General features: G+C 72.1%; 15 protein-coding genes. 8 read left to right on the plus strand and 7 right to left on the minus strand.

Annotated features, from left to right (window positions below; all coding sequences use genetic code 11):
• Positions 1–730 precede the first annotated feature (730 nt).
• A complete protein-coding gene (locus tag ACFVH5_RS17285; protein WP_385834518.1) occupies positions 731–2,626 on the plus strand; it encodes an RICIN domain-containing protein in 1,896 nt (631 codons plus the stop codon).
• A gap of 48 nt (positions 2,627–2,674) precedes the next feature.
• Here the strand turns inward: ACFVH5_RS17285 and ACFVH5_RS17290 are convergent, their stop codons facing one another.
• The 4 genes from ACFVH5_RS17290 to ACFVH5_RS17305 all read right to left on the minus strand — a co-directional run bounded on the left by ACFVH5_RS17290 (position 2,675) and on the right by ACFVH5_RS17305 (position 7,629).
• The gene (locus tag ACFVH5_RS17290) at positions 2,675–3,844 is read right to left on the minus strand and encodes a lactate 2-monooxygenase (protein WP_385834519.1); all 1,170 of its coding nucleotides are present in this window, start codon (positions 3,842–3,844) and stop codon (positions 2,675–2,677) included.
• Positions 3,845–3,960: 116 nt separating this feature from the next.
• Complete coding sequence (locus tag ACFVH5_RS17295; protein ID WP_385834520.1) at positions 3,961–4,971, minus strand: hypothetical protein; 1,011 nt, start codon at positions 4,969–4,971, stop codon at positions 3,961–3,963.
• A gap of 149 nt (positions 4,972–5,120) precedes the next feature.
• Complete coding sequence (locus ACFVH5_RS17300; RefSeq protein WP_385834521.1) at positions 5,121–6,749, minus strand: purine-cytosine permease family protein; 1,629 nt, start codon at positions 6,747–6,749, stop codon at positions 5,121–5,123.
• Between the two features lie 286 nt (positions 6,750–7,035).
• Positions 7,036–7,629 carry a hypothetical protein gene (locus ACFVH5_RS17305; RefSeq protein ID WP_385834523.1) on the minus strand — a complete coding sequence of 198 codons (594 nt, stop codon included), beginning with the start codon at positions 7,627–7,629 and terminating at the stop codon, positions 7,036–7,038.
• 307 nt (positions 7,630–7,936) lie between these two features.
• Between ACFVH5_RS17305 and ACFVH5_RS17310 the strand changes: the two genes are divergently transcribed.
• Positions 7,937–8,365, plus strand: coding sequence for a protease inhibitor (locus ACFVH5_RS17310; protein WP_384801870.1), 429 nt, complete (start codon positions 7,937–7,939; stop codon positions 8,363–8,365).
• A gap of 160 nt (positions 8,366–8,525) precedes the next feature.
• On the opposite strand, the gene ACFVH5_RS17315 is transcribed toward ACFVH5_RS17310, so the two are convergent.
• A complete protein-coding gene (locus tag ACFVH5_RS17315) occupies positions 8,526–8,717 on the minus strand; it encodes a hypothetical protein (RefSeq protein ID WP_385834524.1) in 192 nt (63 codons plus the stop codon).
• Between the two features lie 198 nt (positions 8,718–8,915).
• Here ACFVH5_RS17315 and ACFVH5_RS17320 point away from each other — a divergent pair, with 198 nt between their 5' ends.
• Positions 8,916–9,629 (plus strand): MerR family transcriptional regulator, encoded by a 714-nt coding sequence (locus ACFVH5_RS17320; protein ID WP_385834525.1) that lies wholly within the window; start codon positions 8,916–8,918, stop codon positions 9,627–9,629.
• A gap of 6 nt (positions 9,630–9,635) precedes the next feature.
• On the opposite strand, the gene ACFVH5_RS17325 is transcribed toward ACFVH5_RS17320, so the two are convergent.
• Positions 9,636–10,103, minus strand: a complete 468-nt coding sequence (locus tag ACFVH5_RS17325; RefSeq protein WP_385834526.1) for an STAS domain-containing protein — start codon at positions 10,101–10,103, stop codon at positions 9,636–9,638.
• Between the two features lie 262 nt (positions 10,104–10,365).
• Between ACFVH5_RS17325 and ACFVH5_RS17330 the strand changes: the two genes are divergently transcribed.
• The 5 genes from ACFVH5_RS17330 (at position 10,366) to ACFVH5_RS17350 (ending at position 16,066) form a co-directional block, all read left to right on the plus strand.
• Entirely contained in the window at positions 10,366–10,839 is a 474-nt protein-coding gene (locus ACFVH5_RS17330; protein WP_385834527.1) for a hypothetical protein, read from the plus strand.
• Positions 10,840–10,891: 52 nt separating this feature from the next.
• Positions 10,892–11,425 (plus strand): GNAT family N-acetyltransferase, encoded by a 534-nt coding sequence (locus tag ACFVH5_RS17335; protein ID WP_384801855.1) that lies wholly within the window; start codon positions 10,892–10,894, stop codon positions 11,423–11,425.
• Between the two features lie 74 nt (positions 11,426–11,499).
• A complete protein-coding gene (locus ACFVH5_RS17340; RefSeq protein WP_385834528.1) occupies positions 11,500–13,002 on the plus strand; it encodes an ABC transporter substrate-binding protein in 1,503 nt (500 codons plus the stop codon).
• A gap of 66 nt (positions 13,003–13,068) precedes the next feature.
• Positions 13,069–14,799, plus strand: coding sequence for an ABC transporter permease subunit (locus ACFVH5_RS17345; RefSeq protein ID WP_385834538.1), 1,731 nt, complete (start codon positions 13,069–13,071; stop codon positions 14,797–14,799).
• Positions 14,792–16,066 (plus strand): MDR family MFS transporter, encoded by a 1,275-nt coding sequence (locus tag ACFVH5_RS17350; protein ID WP_385834529.1) that lies wholly within the window; start codon positions 14,792–14,794, stop codon positions 16,064–16,066. The genes ACFVH5_RS17345 and ACFVH5_RS17350 overlap by 8 nt, the downstream gene beginning before the upstream one ends.
• Positions 16,067–16,210: 144 nt before the next feature.
• Here ACFVH5_RS17350 and ACFVH5_RS17355 read toward each other — a convergent pair whose 3' ends face one another.
• Positions 16,211–17,719, minus strand: a complete 1,509-nt coding sequence (locus tag ACFVH5_RS17355) for an MFS transporter (protein ID WP_385834530.1) — start codon at positions 17,717–17,719, stop codon at positions 16,211–16,213.
• Positions 17,720–17,879 lie beyond the last annotated feature (160 nt).

The raw sequence follows: 17,879 nt of genomic DNA on the forward strand, positions 1-17,879 counted from the left end.
GCTCACTACTGCGAGGGCTCCGGGGGGCCGGGATGTGACAGGCCACGGCGGAATGTGACACAGGTCTCAGAGGTGTGCGGCACAGGGCGTTCCGGGAGGAGGGGTGCGGGCCGACCCGCCCTCGGGGCCGCCGACCGAGGGCGGGAGATCGGGGTCGACGGCCCGTTTCGCGTGGGAGAGCCGCCGTCCCGCGCGGGGCCTTCCGAGAAGGGCCGGGTCCCAGTGGACCACCGGCCTCCTCGCGCCGGGAGTGTGCGCGGGCCGCGGGCACGGGTACCCGCTTCACACGGGGCGCTCGGCCGGGCGCCCTGCCGAGCGCTCCTTCGGGGTGCTCGGCGGCCAATACGCGGCCGGACCGTTCCGCCCGTCATGAGTTGACCGGTACGGGCCGCAACGAGTTGCCGAGAAGGGCCGGACGACTTGACCGGGATGGATACTGACTTTCCTTCAATGGGCGGATGTTGCTGAAGTCGCTCACGCGCCTTGTTGGGCGTGAGCGACATGTGCAAGGGTGAACTTCCTCGCCCATGGCCAATGGCCAGGTCTGATTCACCGTTCGGGATTTCAACGTGCCGCCGGGCCCGAAAGGCTCGTGGCCGGCGGATGCCGAGTGGAAGACGTCCCGGCCGCTTTCCGTGCGCCAAGCCCGAAAGGTACGCACCAACAGGAGCTCCTTTTCGGCGGTCAGAACTCCTGTGTGCGACCTTGTGCCTTGGAAGGAAACCGCTCAGTGCACACCCCCCACCCGCCTCGCCCGCCGTATCCGCCCGTCTCCGGTGCCGCCCCCGGAGAATCCGACGAGAGCCTCGCGGCACTCCTCAGGGCACAGCCGGAGGGTGAACTGTCCCACCCCGTCGCGCTCCTGCTCGCGCGGCACTGGCAGTCGACGCACGACTACGCGGTCATCTGCCTGGCCTCCTCGGCGGACGTCGCCTCGATGGTCACCGCCGCCGCCTTCCAGCAGGTACTGGAACGCCTCCGGCGTGCCGGGTCCGCCGCGGCCCTGCGCCCCCAGCTCCTGGTGGCCGTACGGGACATCATCAAGGTGTGGTCCGCGGAGGACCGTATATCCGAGGCTCTTCCGGATCTCGGGAAACCGGCCGGCGGTCGCGGTATGCGCGTGACGAAGTCCATGACGCCGGAAAACCGCAAGCTCGCGGAACGTTCTTTCCAGGCTCTCCCGGGACTCGCCCAGTGCGTGCTCTGGCACACCGAGGTCGAGGCCGAGCACATATCCGTACCGGCCGGTCTGCTGGGCATGGATGTCGACAACGCGTCGGCGGCGCTTGAGCAGGCCCGCGAGAAATTCCGCGAAGGCTGTGTACGGGCCCATCGTGAACTCGCGCCGAACAAGGATTGCCGCTACTACAACCGTCTCCTGGACGTTCCGATTCGGCGGGGCGGCGCTCTGCTCCCCGATGTGCAGCAGCATCTGCTCGCGTGCCGTTTCTGCCGCTACGCGGCCGAGCAACTGAGCCATTTCGAGGGCGGTCTCGGCGGACTGCTCGCCGAAGGCGTGCTCGGCTGGGGCGCCCGCCGATATCTCGAATCGCGGCCGAGCGGCGGACTTTCGGCGGCCCGGGGCGTCCGGCACACCGGCAGACGCGCGGGCGGCGGCGGCCGTCCCCGTCCGCGGTCCCAGCGCTCCGCCCGGCAGGGGCGGCACTCCTCCCCGGGCCCGCGGCACTCGAAGGCACTCCTCACCGGGGCGGGCCTGGTCTCGGTGGCCGTCCTCGCGACCGTGCTGGTCACGAGCCTGTGGTCGCACGACGACGACGGCGCCGATCCGTCGGCCACCGCCGGCGCGTCCGCCAGTCTCTCCCCCGGCGGACAGGCCCCGCCCGTCAGGTCGTCCTCCCCGCCCGACTCGGCGGGCCTCCCCACCGGGCCCATCAGGACCCGGTTGCGCAACCTCGCCGCCGACCTCTGCCTCGACATCAAGGGCGGCACGGCGAAGGCCGGCGCGGGCGCCGAACTGGACGCGTGCTCGGCCGTCGCGACGCAGAAGTGGTCGTACGAGAAGGACGGCCTCCTGCGCAGCGCCGCCGACCCCGACCTGTGCCTGGACTCCCATGTGGACGCCGGGGTGGTCGTCCTGGGCGACTGCGTCGCCGCGTCCGCCAAGAGGGGCGACGACGTGCGCTACGACCTCACCGTGCGGGGCGAGTTGCTGCCCCGCTGGCAGGCGCAGCTGGCCGTCGCGCCCGCCGCGGACGAGGTCGAGGCGGAGGTGGTGGTGAAGATCCGCGACCGCAGCGACGACCAGCGCTGGCTCACCGACAACACCAGGGCGACGCCCGAGTCGCTGTCGATAGCGGGAACGGACGCGCCGTCCGGCGAGCCGACCGCCGACCGGTCCGCCACGGACACGCGGATCGGCTCCGACTCCGCTGCCGGGGAAGGGAACGGCTCGGGGTCCGAGTGCGCCGGGGCGAGGTGCGACGCCGAGCCGGGTACGTCGGAAGCGGACGGACCGGACCGGCCGGCCGAGGGGGCGGAGCCGACCCCCTCAGCGGCGAGTCCCTACGCGGAGCGCCGGGCCACCACGGTCGACGACTCCGGCCCGCCTCCCGCCGGACCGCTGCCCCTCCTGCTGGCGAGGTCGGTCACCGCCCTCGGCCTGTGACCTGCGGGTTCCGCGGGGCGGCGGACGGCCTCGCGGCCATGGCTCCGGTCAGGAGGTCTCCTCCTCCAGGTCGTCGGGGCCGAGGTCACCCGGCCCGGCGTGTCCCGACAGGGCGAGCGTGAGGTCGAGTTCGGCCAGCAGGCAGCGGATGACATGCTCGACGCCGGCCTGGCCGTCGAGGCCGAGCCCGTAGGCGTACGGACGCCCGACGAGCACCGCCTCGGCGCCCAGTGCCAGTGCCTTGAAGATGTCGTCGCCGGTGCGGACACCGCTGTCGAAGAAGACGGTCAGCCGGTCCCCGGCGGCTTCGACCACCCTGGGCAGCGCGTCGGCGGCGGCGACGGCACCGGCCACCTGGCGTCCGCCGTGGTTGGAGACGACCACGCCGTCCATCCCGGCGTTGACGGCCCGCCGGGCGTCGTCGGGGTGCAGGACGCCCTTCAGGACGATGGGGCCGTCCCAGTTCTCCCGCAGGAACTCCAGGTCGGGCCAGGTCTTCGCGGGATCCGCGAACATCCCGACGAAGTGCATGACGGCCGCGTTCGGGTCCTCGTGCACGGGCTTGGCCAGACCTGCCCGGAACGCGGGGTCGGAGAAGTAGTTGGCGGTGCCCACGCCGTGCAGGAACGGGAGATACGCCTGGTCCAGGTCGCGGGGCCGCCAGGCCAGCAGGGGTGTGTCCAGCGTGACGAACAGCGCGGTGAACCCGGAGGCCTTCGCCCGGTCCAGGAAACTCTTCGTGACCTCGCGGTCCTTCGCCCAGTACAGCTGGAACCAGCGCTCCCCGTCGCCCATCGCCTCCGCGACCTGCTCCATCGGCGTGCTGGAGGCGGACGACAGGATGAACGGAACGCCCTGTGCGGCGGCGGCCCGTGCCGCCGCCGACTCGGCGTCCGGATGCATGATCGACAGGACACCGACCGGCGCGAGGGCGAGGGGCGCGGGCAGCGGACGGCCCAGCACCTCGACGGACAGATCACGTTCATGGACGTCCCGCAGCATGCGCGGCACGATCCTGCGGCGCTCCAGCGCGGCCCGGTTCGCCCGTGCCGTACTGCCGTTGCCCGCGCTGCCCGCCACATAGCCCACCGGACCGGGCCCCAGCCGCTGCTCGGTCAGCTCCTCCAGCCGGGTCAGATCGGTGGGCAGCCGGGGCACCGCCCCCGTCATCCCGTTGAGATAGATCTCGTACTGGAAGTCCGCCCAGTGCTTCGTCATCCGCACACTCCGCCTCTCACCCTGCATCCGATACCCGACCCCGTACGGTCCCGTCCCACACCCCGCAACGATCCTGACGAGCGGAACAAGATCCGTCCAGCACGGGAACGGCACGCTCACACCGGGAACGACACCCGTATCGACACCAGGTGACCCGTCGGGGACAGGTCTGCCGTGACCGGGAGCCGGCCGTCGCCCTGGCCTGTCATCGCGCACAGCATCTGTGCGCCGCCGACCTGGACGGTGCCGGCGTCCAGTGGGGAGGCGCGGACCGCTCGCATGATCTGCCAGTGGTGGGAGTGCGGGCGGAAGTCCACCATCAGGCGCCTGCGCGGGTCCGCGTCCTTCCAGTCGAAGAGCGCGGTGGCCAGCCGCATCGCGTCCGGCACCGGCAGTCCCGTCCAGCCCTTCACGCCCTTCTCGCCGGGCCCGCCCAGATCGGGAGCGGCGAACTCGTCGGCGGCGTCGGCCTCGGCGGCACCCCAGAACGCGACGTCGGCCAGCCCGTCGACGGGATCGTCGTGCCGCCAGGCGCTCAGCGCGTCGGCGTCGCCGAAGAACAGCCGGGCCCAGTCGACGCGGATCTCCCCGAGTTCCAGGGACTTGACGGTGGCGACGGCGGGGGAGGGGTCCACGGGGATCACGATGCCGCTGTCCGTCGCGAGGACCGGCAGCGGGCGGTCCCCGGGTAATCCGCCGAGGGCCACGACCGGTACGCCGTTCATCTGGAAGCAGCCTCCGCCGCGTTCCGCGCACCGGCGTACGCGCTCCCGGTGCGGCACCCGTTCGGCGCGGGCTTCGAGCGCGGCGTCGAGGCCCTGCTCCCGGCAGTGCGCGCCGAAGAGCTCGACCAGGTGCGCGGCCCTGGACGCCGGGATGTCGTGGAGCGTCCGGCCGGGCTGCCGGCCGAAGGAGTGGGCCGCGGTGTCGGCGTCGGGCCCGGTGATCAGGAAGTCGGTCGCCGCGCCCACATCGGCGGCGACCGCCGGTTCCTGGACGCCGAACGCTCCCGGGTCCACCAGCGCCGGTGAACCCTCTCCGCTCCACATGCCCAGATGACCGCCGTCGACGATCACCAACTGACCGGACGGACAGGTGATCTCGCCCAGTCCGTAGATCTCTCCCATGGCGGGGCAGTCTACGAAGACGGCGTTCCCGGGCAGCCCCCCTGACGCAGGAGCTGTCCGGAATTCGCTGTCAGGGGTACGGGGCAACGGGGTACGGGGTGCTCGCTGTCCGCGCGGGCCCGGCTCCAGGAGGCGTCAGCCGCAAGCCGTCAGCCTTCGGTCGCCACCGGGCCGCGGTCCGCCGTGGCTGCGGCGCCGTGACCTGGCCCGGCATCGTCCTCCGTGCCCGGTCCCGTGATCGGCGGCACCGGCACGTCCACGGTACGGACCAGGCGCGCGCCCCGCGGACCGTACGCCGCCCTCGGTTCGGGGAAGAACCACAGCAGGCCCAGGAACAGGACCGCCGCGACGGCCAGGGAGATCGGCAGTCCGATGTCGACCCCGCCGGCCAGATCACCGAGCGGTCCCACGAACTGGCCGGGGATGTTCGTGAAGAGGACACCGAGCAGCGCGGAGACCCACCAGGCGGTCATGCCGCGCCAGTTCCAGCCGTGCGTGAACCAGTAACGGCCTCCGCGCTGGCGCCGGTTGAAGACCTGGAGCGCGTCGGGGTCGTACCAGCCGCGACGGGTGAGGAAGCCCAGCATCATCACGACCATCCACGGCGTCGTACACGTGATGATCATCGTCGCGAACGTCGAGATGCTCTGGACGAGGTCGAAGCCGAACCGGCCCACGAAGATGAACGCGATCGACAGCACACCCACCAGCACCGTCGCCTGCACCCGCGACAGCCGCGGGAACACGGAGGAGAAGTCGAGCCCGGTGCCGTACAGCGCGGTCGTGCCCGTCGCCATGCCGCCGATCAGCGCGAGCAGGCACACCGGCAGGAAGAACCAGCTCGGCGAGATGGCCAGCAGCCCGCCGACGAAGTTCGGGGTCGCCGGATCGACGTACTCCGGAGCCCTGGTCGCGATGATGCTCGCCGTCCCGAGGCCGAAGACGAACGGCAGCAGGGTCGCGATCTGCGACAGGAACGCGGCCCCGACCACCCGGCGGCGCGGCGTGCTCGCCGGGATGTAGCGCGACCAGTCGCCGAGGAACGCCCCGAAGGACACCGGGTTCGACAGCACGATCAGCGCGGAGCCGATGAACGACGGCCAGAACAGATCCTGCGTCGCCGCGTCCGCCGACGCCGTGAAGATGCCCGCGTACGACGGGTCGAAGTCCCCGGCGAAGGCCGCGAGGCCGAGCAGGAACAGCACGGTCGCCGAGGCCACCGCGACCTTGTTGACGAACAGCATGAAGCGGAACCCGTACACGCACACCGCGAGGACCAGTACGGCGAACAGCGCGTACGCGACGACGTACGACAGGGTGCTGCGCTCCAGGCCGAAGAGCCGGTGCGCGCCGCCGACCAGGGCGTCCCCGGAGCTCCACACCGAGATCGAGAAGAACGCGATCGCCGTGAGCAGCGACAGGAACGAGCCGACGACCCGGCCGTGCACACCGAGGTGGGCCGAGGAGGAGACGGCGTTGTTCGTGCCGTTGACCGGGCCGAACACCGCCATCGGGCAGAGGATCAGCGCGCCCGCGAGCACTCCGAGGAGCGTCGCCGCGAGTCCCTGCCAGAAGGAGAGCCCGAAGAGGATGGGGAAGGCGCCGAGGACGCAGGTGGAGAAGGTGTTGGCTCCGCCGAAGGCGAGCCGGAAGAGGTCGAGCGGGCTCGCGCTGCGGTCCGCGTCGGGGATCCGCTCGACACCGTACGGCTCGACCTCGGTGAGCGACGGCGGCGGCGTGACGGGTGAGGCCGGGGCGAGCGGGGAGTTCTGGGACAAGGAGGGGCTCCAGCGAAGGACCGGCCCTGGCGGGCTGGGCGGGGGAGCGCGTGGTGACGCGGCTGACGGGACGGCGTGTCGCCGCGCGGGGGTGCGCGCGGCGCGGGGAAGCCGTCCCCTGGTGCGGTGGTCTGCCGAAGCTATGGGGCACACCGAGGGCCGCACCAGTGGATGAACCGTCCATCTTTACGGCCCGAGGTGGAGGAATGCTCCACTCCCGCGCATCCCGCGTACCCTCGCTGGTCGCTGGTCGCTGGTCGCTGGTCGCTGGTCGCGGTCCTGGGGCTCAGCTGTCTTCGTCGGTGGCGGTGGCGGTCGGCTTGTCCTCCGGGGCGAGGTCCGGGGCTGGGGTGGGGTCCGGTCCGTCGGGGCCCTGCGCGCGGACCCGCTGCACCTGCTCCAGGGAGTCCCGCAGCTCGCTGAGCCAGTCGTCCGTGTGGCGCTCGACGAGACGTACGCACCAGGCGAGGGCGTCGCTGCGGCTGCGGGCGACCCCGGCGGCGATCAGCGTGTCGAGCACCTGGCGCTGCGGCTGGCGCAGCCGGGTCATGACGGGCGCGGCGACATGCGTGAACAGGGCGCGCTCGCTTCCGCACTCGACGCCCCACGAGACCTTCTTCTGGAAGCGGTGCTCGGCGTCCCGGGCGACGGCCACGCGGGCGTCACGGGTGCGCTCGCGGAACTCCTGGATCCGGGAGCCGATCGCGGCCTCCCGCTCGGCGTCCGACGCGCCCTCCGCGAGCCGGGGTTCGGGGATGCGGCCGATGACGGTGATCTCCTCGCGGTCGGCCGTGACCTCGCCGAGGCTCTCGAAGAGGTCGTCGGGCAGGCGGCCGGCGAACCAGCCGCGCAATTTCTCGTGCTGTTCGGCTGTAATCATGTAATGACGATTACTCGCCTCGCGGCGAGACGCAAGAGGCGTGCGCTCAGCTCGAAGCGGAATGTTTCAGGCCTATTGCTGAGCAGGGGATATCCGGCCAGCGGGTCTCCGCGGCGACCTGGCGCCCGCTCAGTTCCAAGGGGGGCGTGTTCGATTTCCGTCACTTCGCGCCACTGATTCAATACGCAAGGTTACTGAAACGCGTGGGGTCGAGGTGTGTTTCCGCCGCGGAATCGGCAGACTCGCGCTCGCCGCACCGGCAACACCGAGCCGGTGCGGCGTTCGACCGAGCGGAAGGATGCACACAATGCCGAACACCGCGCGCTGGGCAGCGACGATCACCCTGACGGCCACCGCCGTCTGCGGTCCCCTGGCCGGGACCGCCCTCGCCGCCTCATCGCCGACCGCGCTCTACGCCCCCTCGTCCCTGGTGTTCACCACGGGCCACGGGGAGATCGCGGCCGAAGCCACACCTGAACGCGCGGTCACCCTGAACTGTGCGCCGACGGCCTCGGGAACCCACCCGGCCGCGTTCTCCGCCTGCGCCGAACTGCGGTCGGCGGGCGGGGACCTCAACGCCCTGCCGACCAGATCCGACGTCCTGTGCACCCGTGAGTACGACCCCGTCGTCGTCACGGTCGACGGCGTCTGGCAGGGCAAGCGGATCTCGTACGAGCGCACCTTCTCCAACGAGTGCGTGAAGAACTCCTACGGGACGACCGTCTTCACGTACTGAAAGGGCCGGGGTCGCGCGGTTCTCCGAGTGCGTCGACGGAGGCCCGCGTAAGCGGATGGGGAGTGCGAGTCCCGTCGCGGAGTGCCGCGTGACCTCGCAACAGGGGCCGGCGGAGAGACGGAGTGGGGCCGTCTCTCCGCCGGTTCTGGCGTGTCCGGCGTCACCGCCCCGCGGTGACGCTCCAGGTTCCGACCTCGCGATGTCCGGAGTCGTAGAGGGCCGACCCGTCACCGGGTTTCAGCTCGTAGTGCCGGAGGTTCCCGCCCCAGTAGCGCAGGATCCGCTCCAGCTCCTGGACCGCGTTCCCCTCCCAACCGGTGGCTGCCATGTCGACTTCGAGAGTGAACTTCATTCGGGCGCTCTCCTCTTCGGGATTGCCGTTGCCTTCAGCCGTTGCCTTCAACCGTTGTCTTCGATCCGCTGTCGATCTGCCTTCAATCGTTCCATTGAATTGCTTAGTGAGACTTGGGCCGGCGAACGGCCTGTTCCGGAGAGCGTCGTACGCTGAAACCCTCAACCGGTGGTGGCGGAGCGAGCGTGAGGAGCCGGGGTGGGTGACAGACTCCGGGTCGTCGATCTGGCACGGGCGGCCGGTATCTCGACCCAACAGGTGCGCAACTACGTGGAGACGGGCCTGCTGCCGCCCGTGGAACGCACGGACAGCGGCTACCGCGTGTTCACGGACGTGCACGCCGACGCGCTCACGGCCGTCCGCGCGCTCGCCGCCGGGCACGGCTGGCCGACGGCCGGGGCCGTCATGCGCGCGGTGCACGGAGACGACCTGGAGACCGCCCTCGCCGTACTCGACGCCGGCCACGCCGAACTCCACCGGGAACGGGGTGAACTGGCCGAGGTGCTGGGCGTCCTGGACACGCTGGTCACGCTCGACACCCCGGCGGCGGACCGCGGCGGGCTGCGGATCGGTGAGGTGGCCGACGCCATCGGTGTGCGGACCCCCGTGCTGCGCCTGTGGGAGGCCCGCGGTCTGCTGCGGCCCACGCGCGAGAGGTCCACCGGTTACCGCACCTACTCGGCGTCCGAGGCGCGGCTGGCCCGGATCGTCGCCCTCCTGAGGCGCGGCGGGCACCCCTTCTCCGCCATCGCGCCGGTCCTGGCCGAACTGCGCGCCGGTGGAAGCCCCGAGCGGGTACGGGCCGAACTGGCCGGACGTGAGCGGGAGTTGCACCGCCGGAGCCTGACCCGGCTGCGGGGCTCGGCCGCGCTCGACGCCTATCTCGAACGGCTCGGGAGGACGGTCCGGTAGATCTCCTCAGGCCTCGGGGGCGGGCGGAGGCGCGGGAGGCAGTTCCGCCAGGGGCGGGAAGCGGCCCAGGAGGCCGCAGGCGCGTAACAGGCGGTGGATACGGGCCTGGTCGGAGACCAGACGGAGGCTGCCGCCGTGCTCTCCGGCCCGGCGCTCGGCCCGGCACAGCACCCGCAGCCCCGAGCAGTCGAAGAACTCGACCGCCCGGAGGTCCACCACGACCTGGGGCGCTCCGCCCGAGGTCAGGGCGTCCAGATGTTCGCCCAGGGCGCCGGCCGTCGCCATGTCGATCTCGCCCAGCACCTCGACCACGGTGAACCCGGGGCCCGGGTAACTGTGCGCATACGGATTCGCCGGGGGCGGGCGGAACCTCGCCGCGCTCTCGGCCCCTGGCTCCGCCGCGTCCGCGAGCCCGGGTTGCTCGGTACCGCCCTCGGCTGGTCCGGCGGCATGATCATGGGGTTGGGGTGGCATGTCGGCTCCACCTCGTACAGGGGCAGGCGTATTCGATCTCGGTTGTTACCCGCAGCGCGCCGGAACCATCCATACCGCGCTCAACGCAAGATCTAGTTCACTCGACCTAGTGAACTTCGGCTGTAGCAGTTGACTTTTGGTCTTTATGTTTACTCAACGTGCCCTATTCATGGGGGTGTTGTCGACGTACAGTCACCGTGCTGCCCCAGTCCCCGGCCGCACCACGCACTTCGTACGACTGTCTGGCCGAGGAGGGTTGGCGGTGGGAACGCCGGTACGTGCTTCCTCGGACGGGCCCGCACTGCTCACCGAGCACGGGCTCATGGAGCCTGTCCGGGAGATGGAGTTCACGGCCCATTTCGCGCGCCAGGACGGGGAGTTCGCGGCCCAAGCGGCCGCCGTGGCGGTGACACAGGTCATCGACGCCCCGCTGTCGTTCGTCTCGCCGGTCCTCGACGCCGGCTGCTCCGCGAGCAGATGCCTGCTGGCGCGCAGCGCCGCCGACACCTGCCGGATCGTCCTCACGGCGGACCCCTCGGGCATCACCGTCGCGGCCACCGACGACGTCGCGGTCCCGCTGGACGCCGACGACCAGGCCGGTGCCAAGAATCTGCCGCTGCTCGCCGTCGTCGACGGCCTGAACGTGCACCACGGCCCCGACGGACATGTCTGGGTCGTGTGGAAGGCGCCGTGGCGCCGCACCGGCCTGACTCGGGGCGGCCCCGCGCAGCCCTGATCCACCGGCCCCCGGGCGACCCCCGTACAGCCTTAATGCATATGATGCGCAAGTGCGCGACTACTGCATAAGAACGGCGACCCCCGACGACGTCGACGGCGCCCGCTCCGTGATGCTCGACACCGTGTACCGGGACTTCGGCACGGGCTACGTGCCCCGCTGGCACCGGGACATCATCGACCTCCACGGTGCCTACGTCGCGCCCGTCCGCCACACCCTGCTGGTCGCGGTCGACCGGCGGGACGGCACGGTGGCCGCGACCGCCGCCCTCGACGCGCGTGGCCCGGCCCACCCGCCGAACCCGCGCCACGTGGCCGAGCGCTACCCCTCCGGCGAGACCGCCCAGCTGCGCCGGGTGTACGTCCGCCCCGAGGACCGCAGACAGGGTCTGGCCCGCCGGCTCGTCGCGGGACTGCTCGACTTCGCGGCGGCCGACGGCGGCTATCGCGCCGCCTATCTGCACACCGATCCGTCGGTGCCCGGCGCCGAGGCGTTCTGGCGTTCGCTGGGCAAGGCGGTCCACGACGAGCGCGAGGAACCGGGCGGCGGCCAGGGAATCATCCACTTCGAAGTCCCCCTGCCCTGACGGCTGCCCCGAAACGACTGCCCCGACGACGCGGCCCGCTCGCATCAGGCACCCCGCACCGAACGAAAGTGACCATGCTCCCTCTGCCACGCCGTCGCGGGTTCGCCGCCGGACTGCTGCTCGCGCCCCTGCTCACCGGCTGCTTCGCCTCCGGCGGCGGTGACGAGTCCTCCGACAGCGGCACGGAGGGCGCCCGGCTGAAGGTCGCGCTCGCCTTCCCGCCCGCCGAGAACTTCTCCCCGTACGGTGCCGACGCCACCCTCCTCAGCAGGCTCGGCGTCACCGAGGGCCTGACCCGCCTCGACGCCAACGGCGCCGCCGCCCCCGCGCTCGCCGAGTCGTGGACCCGCGAGAACGACCGCGCCTGGCTGTTCACCCTGCGGGACGCCGCCTTCCAGGACGGCACCGAGGTCACCCCGAAGGCCGTCGCCGCGGCCCTCACCCGCGCCGCGGACGCCGACCCCGTGACCGCCGCCCTCTCCGGTGTCGAACTGACCGCCGAGGCCGCGGACGACGGCCGGGTGCGCGTCACCACCGCCGACCCCGACCCGGCGCTGCCGTTGCGGCTGTCCAGCCCCGGCCTGGTGATCCTCTCGGCGAAGGCGTACGCGAAGAAGGACGCCGTCAGCCCCGTCGGCACCGCCACGGGCCCCTTCGAACTCACCGGGACGACCGGTACCACCGCGGCCACCCTCGACCGCTTCGACGACTACTGGGGCGGCCGTGCCCAGGCCTCGGGCGTCGACGCGAAGTTCATAGCCGACGGCACTGCCCGGACGAACGCGCTGCGCACCGGCGAGGCCGACATCGCCGAGGCCGTGCCCGTCTCGCAGGCGGCCTCCCTCGACAGGGCGACCCGTCGCGAGACGGCCACCACCCGCACGACCAGCCTCCTGCTCAACACCAGGTCGGGTGCGTTCAAGGACGCGAGGACGCGGGCCGCCGCCCGTGAGGCGGTCGACACCTCCGCCCTCGCCAAGGGCGTCTACGAGGGATACGCCGACGCCGGAGTCGGTATCTACGGGCCCGCCCTCACCTGGGCGGCCGACAAGCGCGTCGAGCCCACCGGTCGGGCCGCGGCGGGCTCCACCGCCGGGAAGACGGTCACCGTGGCCACGTACGACAACCGGCCCGAACTGCCGGAGGTCGCCCAGGTGCTGAAGCAGCAGCTGGAGAAGGCGGGCTTCACGGTGAAGCTGGAGGTGCGCGAGTACTCGCGGCTGGAGAGCGACGCGCTGGCCGGGAAGTTCGACGCGTTCGTGTCCGCCCGCAACACCATGCTCGACACCGGCGACCCGCTCTCCATCCTCGCCAGCGACCACACCTGCGAGGGCAGCTACAACCTGGCCCTCCTGTGCGACAAGAAGGTCGACGAAGCCGTCTCCGACGCCGAGTCGGTCGGCGACACCGCCGAGCGGCAGGACGCCGCCATGACCGCCGAGGCGGCGGTCCTCGGCACGGACGCCGTCGTACCGCTGGTCCACCAGCGGATCATCACCGGCGTCGGCGCCGACGTCAGCGGCGTGCTCCTCGACCCGTACGAGCGCGGCCTCGTCGGTGTCGGCACCCGGCGCTGACGGGCGGCCGCGCACGTGAACGGGGCGGGCCGCGCGCTCAGGAGCGCCTTCCGGGGCGGGGCGCCCGTGCTGCTCTGGCGCGCCGTCCTGGTCGCCGTCCTGCTGTGCGGCGTAGGGCTGCTGCCATGGCTCTCGCGCACGGACCCGGCGCTCACCGTGCTCAGGGCGCGGTCCGCCGAGCGCACCGCGACCCCCGAGGTACTGGACGCGATCCGCGCGCAGCTCGGCCTGGACACCGGGCCGGTGCGGCTGCTCGGCGACTGGCTCGGCGGACTGTTGCACGGCGACGCGGGCCGGTCGTGGATCTCCGGCGCGGAGGTCATGCCGTCCGTCCTCCAGGCGCTCGGCGTGTCGCTGCTGCTGATGGGCGGGGCGCTGGTCGTCGCGGCGGTCACGGCGGCCGGGGTGTGCGCGCGGACCCTGCGGCTCGGAGCCGGCCGACGGCTCGACGAACGGCGCTCCGCGGGCACCGGCTCGGCGTTCCTGGCCACCCTGCCCGACTTCCTGACCGCCTCGGTGCTCGCCTCCGTCGTCGGCGTACAGCTCGGCTGGCTGCCCGCCCTCGGCTGGTACGGACCCCGGTGGATGGTGCTGCCCGCCCTCGCGCTCGGCCTGCCCGCGGGCGCGCTGCTCGGACGGATGCTCGACGACCTGCTGCCGGGCGCGTTCGCCGAACCGTGGGCGCTGGCCGCCGCCGCGCGCGGAGTCCACGGCCGTACCGTCGCACGGCAGGCCCTGCGCCGTTGCGTCCCCGGCCTGCTGCCGAACCTGGGACTCTTCGTCGTCGGCCTGACCGGCGGCGCGGTGGCCGTGGAACAGATCTTCGACATCCCGGGGCTCGGTCGGCTCTCCCTCCAGGCCGCGGTGGCCCAGGACCTGCCCGTCCTCCAGGCCGGCACCCTGGCCCTCGTCGTGCTGGCGGCGGCCGTCGGCGGCCTCGCCCGCCTCGGCGCGCGCCTGCTGATCGGCCCGGCCCTGCGCGACGGCGCACTGCCCTCACTGCACCGCCCGACACCGTCACGCCCCACCACACCGCCCCTGCTGTACGGGGGCCTGCTGCTCGCCGTCGTGGCGCTCGGCCTGGCCCGTGACCCCCTTGAGCTGGACACCACGGCCCGGCTCCGGCCCCCGTCCTGGACGCACCCGTTCGGCACGGACGCACTGGGACGCGACGTCCTGGCCCGGGTCGGCCACGGAGCACTGGACACCCTCGCCCTGGCCGCCGCCGTCAGCGCCGCCGCGCTGCTCCTGGGCCTTCTCCTCGGGCTGCTGCCGCGCTTCTCTGGGCCGCTCGCCGACACGGTCAACGCGATCCCGCCGGTCCTGGCGGCCCTCCTGGTCACCGCGGTCGCGGGCAGCGGGTCCGCCACCCCGGCCCTCGCGGTGACCGCGGTCGCCTGGGCGCCCCTGGCCGCCCACACCTCGGCCCTGCTCCGGCAGGAGAAGGCCACCACCCACCTCGCGGCGACCCGCGGCCTCGGCGCGACCCCGCTCCAACTCCTGCGCCACGAACTCCTCCCCGCCGTCCTGCCCCCGGTCCTGCGCCACGCCCTGCTCCGCCTGCCCGGGGTCGCCCTGTCCCTCGCGGCCCTCGGCTTCCTCGGCCTGGGCGCGCAGCCACCGTCCCCGGAGTGGGGCCTGCTGCTGTCCGAGAACCAGCCGTACGCGGAACGGGCGCCGTGGGCGTCACTGGCACCGGCCGCCGCACTGGCCCTGCTGGGAGCCGTCGCGGTCACGGCCGGTGGCGTCAGCCGGCCCCGCTCGCCACGCGCACGCGCCCGGCGACGACATGCCTGAACCCGCAACGCGCTCCAGGGCTGCGAAACCCCTCACCACCCTCCGCACCTTCACCTCCCTCTCCCCGCTGCTGCGCCTGCTCGTCCTCACCCAGCTCGCCTTCAACATCGGCTTCACCGCGGTCCTGCCCTTCCTCGCCGAACACCTGGGCACGGCGATCGGCATGGCGGGCTGGCTGGTCGGGCTGGTCCTCGGGCTGCGGACCTTCAGCCAGCAGGGCCTGTTCGTGGTGGGCGGCGCGCTGGCGGACCGGTACGGGGTGCGTCCGGTGGTGCTCGCCGGCTGTGTCCTGCGGATCGCGGGCTTCGCCTGGCTCGGGTACGCGGAAGCCACCTGGGCGGTCATCGGGGCGGTCCTCCTCATCGGTTTCGCCGCGGCGCTCTTCTCACCCGCGGTCGAGTCGGAGGTGGCCCGGCAGGCGGTGTGCCGGGAGGAGGCGGGGGAGGGCCCGCGGACCCACGTACTGGCGCTGTTCACCGTGGCGGGTCAGGCGGGCGCGTTCGTCGGCCCGTTCATCGGGGCGCTGCTGCTGGGCGTGGACTTCCGCACGGTCTGTCTGGCAGGGGCGGGAGTCTTCGTGCTCGTCCTGGCGGGCCACGCGTGGCTGCTGCCGCAACGCATCCCCGGCCGGGCACGGATCCGTACCGGTGGCGGACTCCGCCGCCTGGTACGCAACCGCCGCTTCCTGGCCCTGTGCTGCGCGTACGGCGCCTATCTGCTCGCGTACAACCAGCTGTACCAGCTGCTGCCCGTCGAGGTGGAGCGGGCGGCGGGCTCACAGGCGCCGCTGGCCTGGCTGTTCGCGCTCTCCTCGCTGCTGGTCGTGACGGCCCAGCTGCCCGTCACACGCTGGGCGGGCAACCGCCTGGACCTGCGCCGGTCCATGGTGACGGGGCTGTTGCTCATCTCGGCGGGGTTCGCGGTGGTGGCCGCGGCTCGCCCGGCCGCCTGGACGGGAACAGTGGGGCTCCTGCCCGTGGCCGGTTACGTGGTCCTGCTGACCCTGGGCCAGATGCTGGTCGCCCCCGCGGCTCGGGCCTGGGTCCCCGACCTGGCCGAGACCGACAGACTGGGCCTCTACACAGGAGCCCTGTCCTCGATCTCCGGCTTCATGGTCCTCCTGGGCAGCGCCACCACAGGCACCCTCCTGGACACGAACCTCCCCCCGGCAGCCCCCTGGCTGGCCATGGCGGCAACAACGGCGGCGGCGACAGCACTACTGCCCCATCCCCCTCCGGCAAGGACTGGGGCGCAGCCCCGTCGTTGAGGGGCGCGGGGAACTGCGCGACCAGCCGTCCACACCGCCGCAGACGACATCGCAACCCCCTGGAGGGGAACGCGAAGAGGGGCCACCGTCTCCCTGAAGACGGCGACCCCTCGGCCCGGCGACGACGCAACCGCGTCACATGTGTCACATGTGAACGACAGGCGCGGCGTCAGAATTCTGCTCAGGCACCCCGGGACGGAACAGCAGGAACGTCACCAGCGCACCCGCCGCGAAGAACCCGGCGGACCACCAGAACGCGGTGGTGTAGCTCTCGATCGAGGACTGCGCCCGCACCAGCGGGTCCGCCGCGTTCTTGCCGACCAGGAAGCTGGTCGCGGCGCTCGCGGCGAGCGTGTTCAGCAGCGCGGTACCGATGGAACCACCCACCTGCTGCATGGTGTTGACCGTGGCCGAGGCCACACCCGCGTCCTCCGCGGCGACCCCGCTCGTGGCCAGCGCCATCGCGGGCGGCATCACGATGCCGAGTCCGGCGCCCATCAGCAGCAGCGGCGGCAGCACGGCGGTCGAGAAGGCCGAGTCGACGTCGATGCCGGTCAGCCAGACCATCGCGACCGCGGCGAGCGCGAAGCCGGCCGGGATGACGGTCTTCGGTCCGATGCGCGGCACCAGGATCGTCGTGGACACCTGGGCCATGACCATCAGGGCGGCCATCATCGGCAGGAAGGCCACACCGGTCTTGGTCGGGCTGAAGCCCAGGTTCAGCTGCAGGTAGTAGGTGAGGAAGAGGAAGACACCGAACATGCCCGCACCGGTCACCAGGACGGCGATGAACGAGGCCGCGCGGGTGCGGTCCAGCAGGACGCGCATCGGCAGCAGCGGGTGCGCGGAGCGGGTCTGCCACCAGCCGAACACCGCCAGAAGTACACCGCCAGCGACCAGGAAGCCCCAGGTCAGTGCGGAGCCCCAGTCGTGGGTCTCGGCGTTGGAGAAGCCGTAGACCACGGAGAAGAGACCGGCGGAGACCAGCAGCGCGCCCGGGAGGTCCAGCTTGGAGTTCGCGGCGTCGCGGTGGTTGTTCAGGAGGATCCAGCCGCCCACGAAGGCGGCGACGGCGAAGACGACGTTGACGTACAGGGTCCAGCGCCAGTCCAGCGCGTCCGTGAGCAGGCCGCCGAGCAGCAGGCCGAGTGCGCCACCGGCACCGGCGATCGCGCCGTACACGCTGAACGCCTTGGCGCGTTCCTTGGCGTCGGTGAACGTCGTGTTCAGCAGGGAGAGCGCGGCGGGTGCGAGGAGGGCGCCGAAGACACCCTGGAGGGCGCGTGCGACGACCAGCATCCCGAAGCTGTTGGCCGCGCCGCCGAGCACGGAGGCTCCGGCGAATCCGGCGACACCGATGAGGAAGGCGGGCTTGCGCCCGAAGAGGTCGGCGATCCGGCCGCCCAGCAGGAGCAGCGAGGCGAAGGCCAGCGCGTACGCCGTGACGATCCACTGGCGGTTGCCGTCGGTGAAGCCGAGGTCGGCCTGGGCCGAGGGCAGCGCGATGTTGACGATGGTCGCGTCCAGCACCACCATCAGCTGGGCGATACCGATGATCGCGAGGATCCACCACCGGTTCGCGGGGCGCGCCGCGCCGGGTGCGTCCGGGGCGCCCTTGCGGGCGTCCTCGGACAGGGTCTGTGTCTTGGACATGGGAGGACTCCAGGGAAAGTTCGCTCGGCACGGGGAGTACGTAAACGAAACTGTTTCGTACTCTTCGAGGCTAGACCACTTTCATCGAAACGACAAAGTTTCGCTAGCGAGACGGACGTCACATGCGCGGCGGTCAACCCTGAGGGCCGCTCGAAGGTCC

The organism is Streptomyces sp. NPDC127119, assembly GCF_042677425.1.
GTDB lineage: Bacteria > Actinomycetota > Actinomycetes > Streptomycetales > Streptomycetaceae > Streptomyces.

Coding starts and splice junctions, on each gene's coding strand:
- ACFVH5_RS17310 (WP_384801870.1), top strand. CDS start 7,937: ATGCCGAACACCGCGCGCTGGGCAGCGACGATCACCCTGACGGCCACC.
- ACFVH5_RS17295 (WP_385834520.1), bottom strand. CDS start 4,971: ATGGGAGAGATCTACGGACTGGGCGAGATCACCTGTCCGTCCGGTCAG.
- ACFVH5_RS17350 (WP_385834529.1), top strand. CDS start 14,792: ATGCCTGAACCCGCAACGCGCTCCAGGGCTGCGAAACCCCTCACCACC.
- ACFVH5_RS17290 (WP_385834519.1), bottom strand. CDS start 3,844: ATGACGAAGCACTGGGCGGACTTCCAGTACGAGATCTATCTCAACGGG.
- ACFVH5_RS17340 (WP_385834528.1), top strand. CDS start 11,500: ATGCTCCCTCTGCCACGCCGTCGCGGGTTCGCCGCCGGACTGCTGCTC.
- ACFVH5_RS17305 (WP_385834523.1), bottom strand. CDS start 7,629: ATGATTACAGCCGAACAGCACGAGAAATTGCGCGGCTGGTTCGCCGGC.
- ACFVH5_RS17315 (WP_385834524.1), bottom strand. CDS start 8,717: ATGAAGTTCACTCTCGAAGTCGACATGGCAGCCACCGGTTGGGAGGGG.
- ACFVH5_RS17325 (WP_385834526.1), bottom strand. CDS start 10,103: ATGCCACCCCAACCCCATGATCATGCCGCCGGACCAGCCGAGGGCGGT.
- ACFVH5_RS17355 (WP_385834530.1), bottom strand. CDS start 17,719: ATGTCCAAGACACAGACCCTGTCCGAGGACGCCCGCAAGGGCGCCCCG.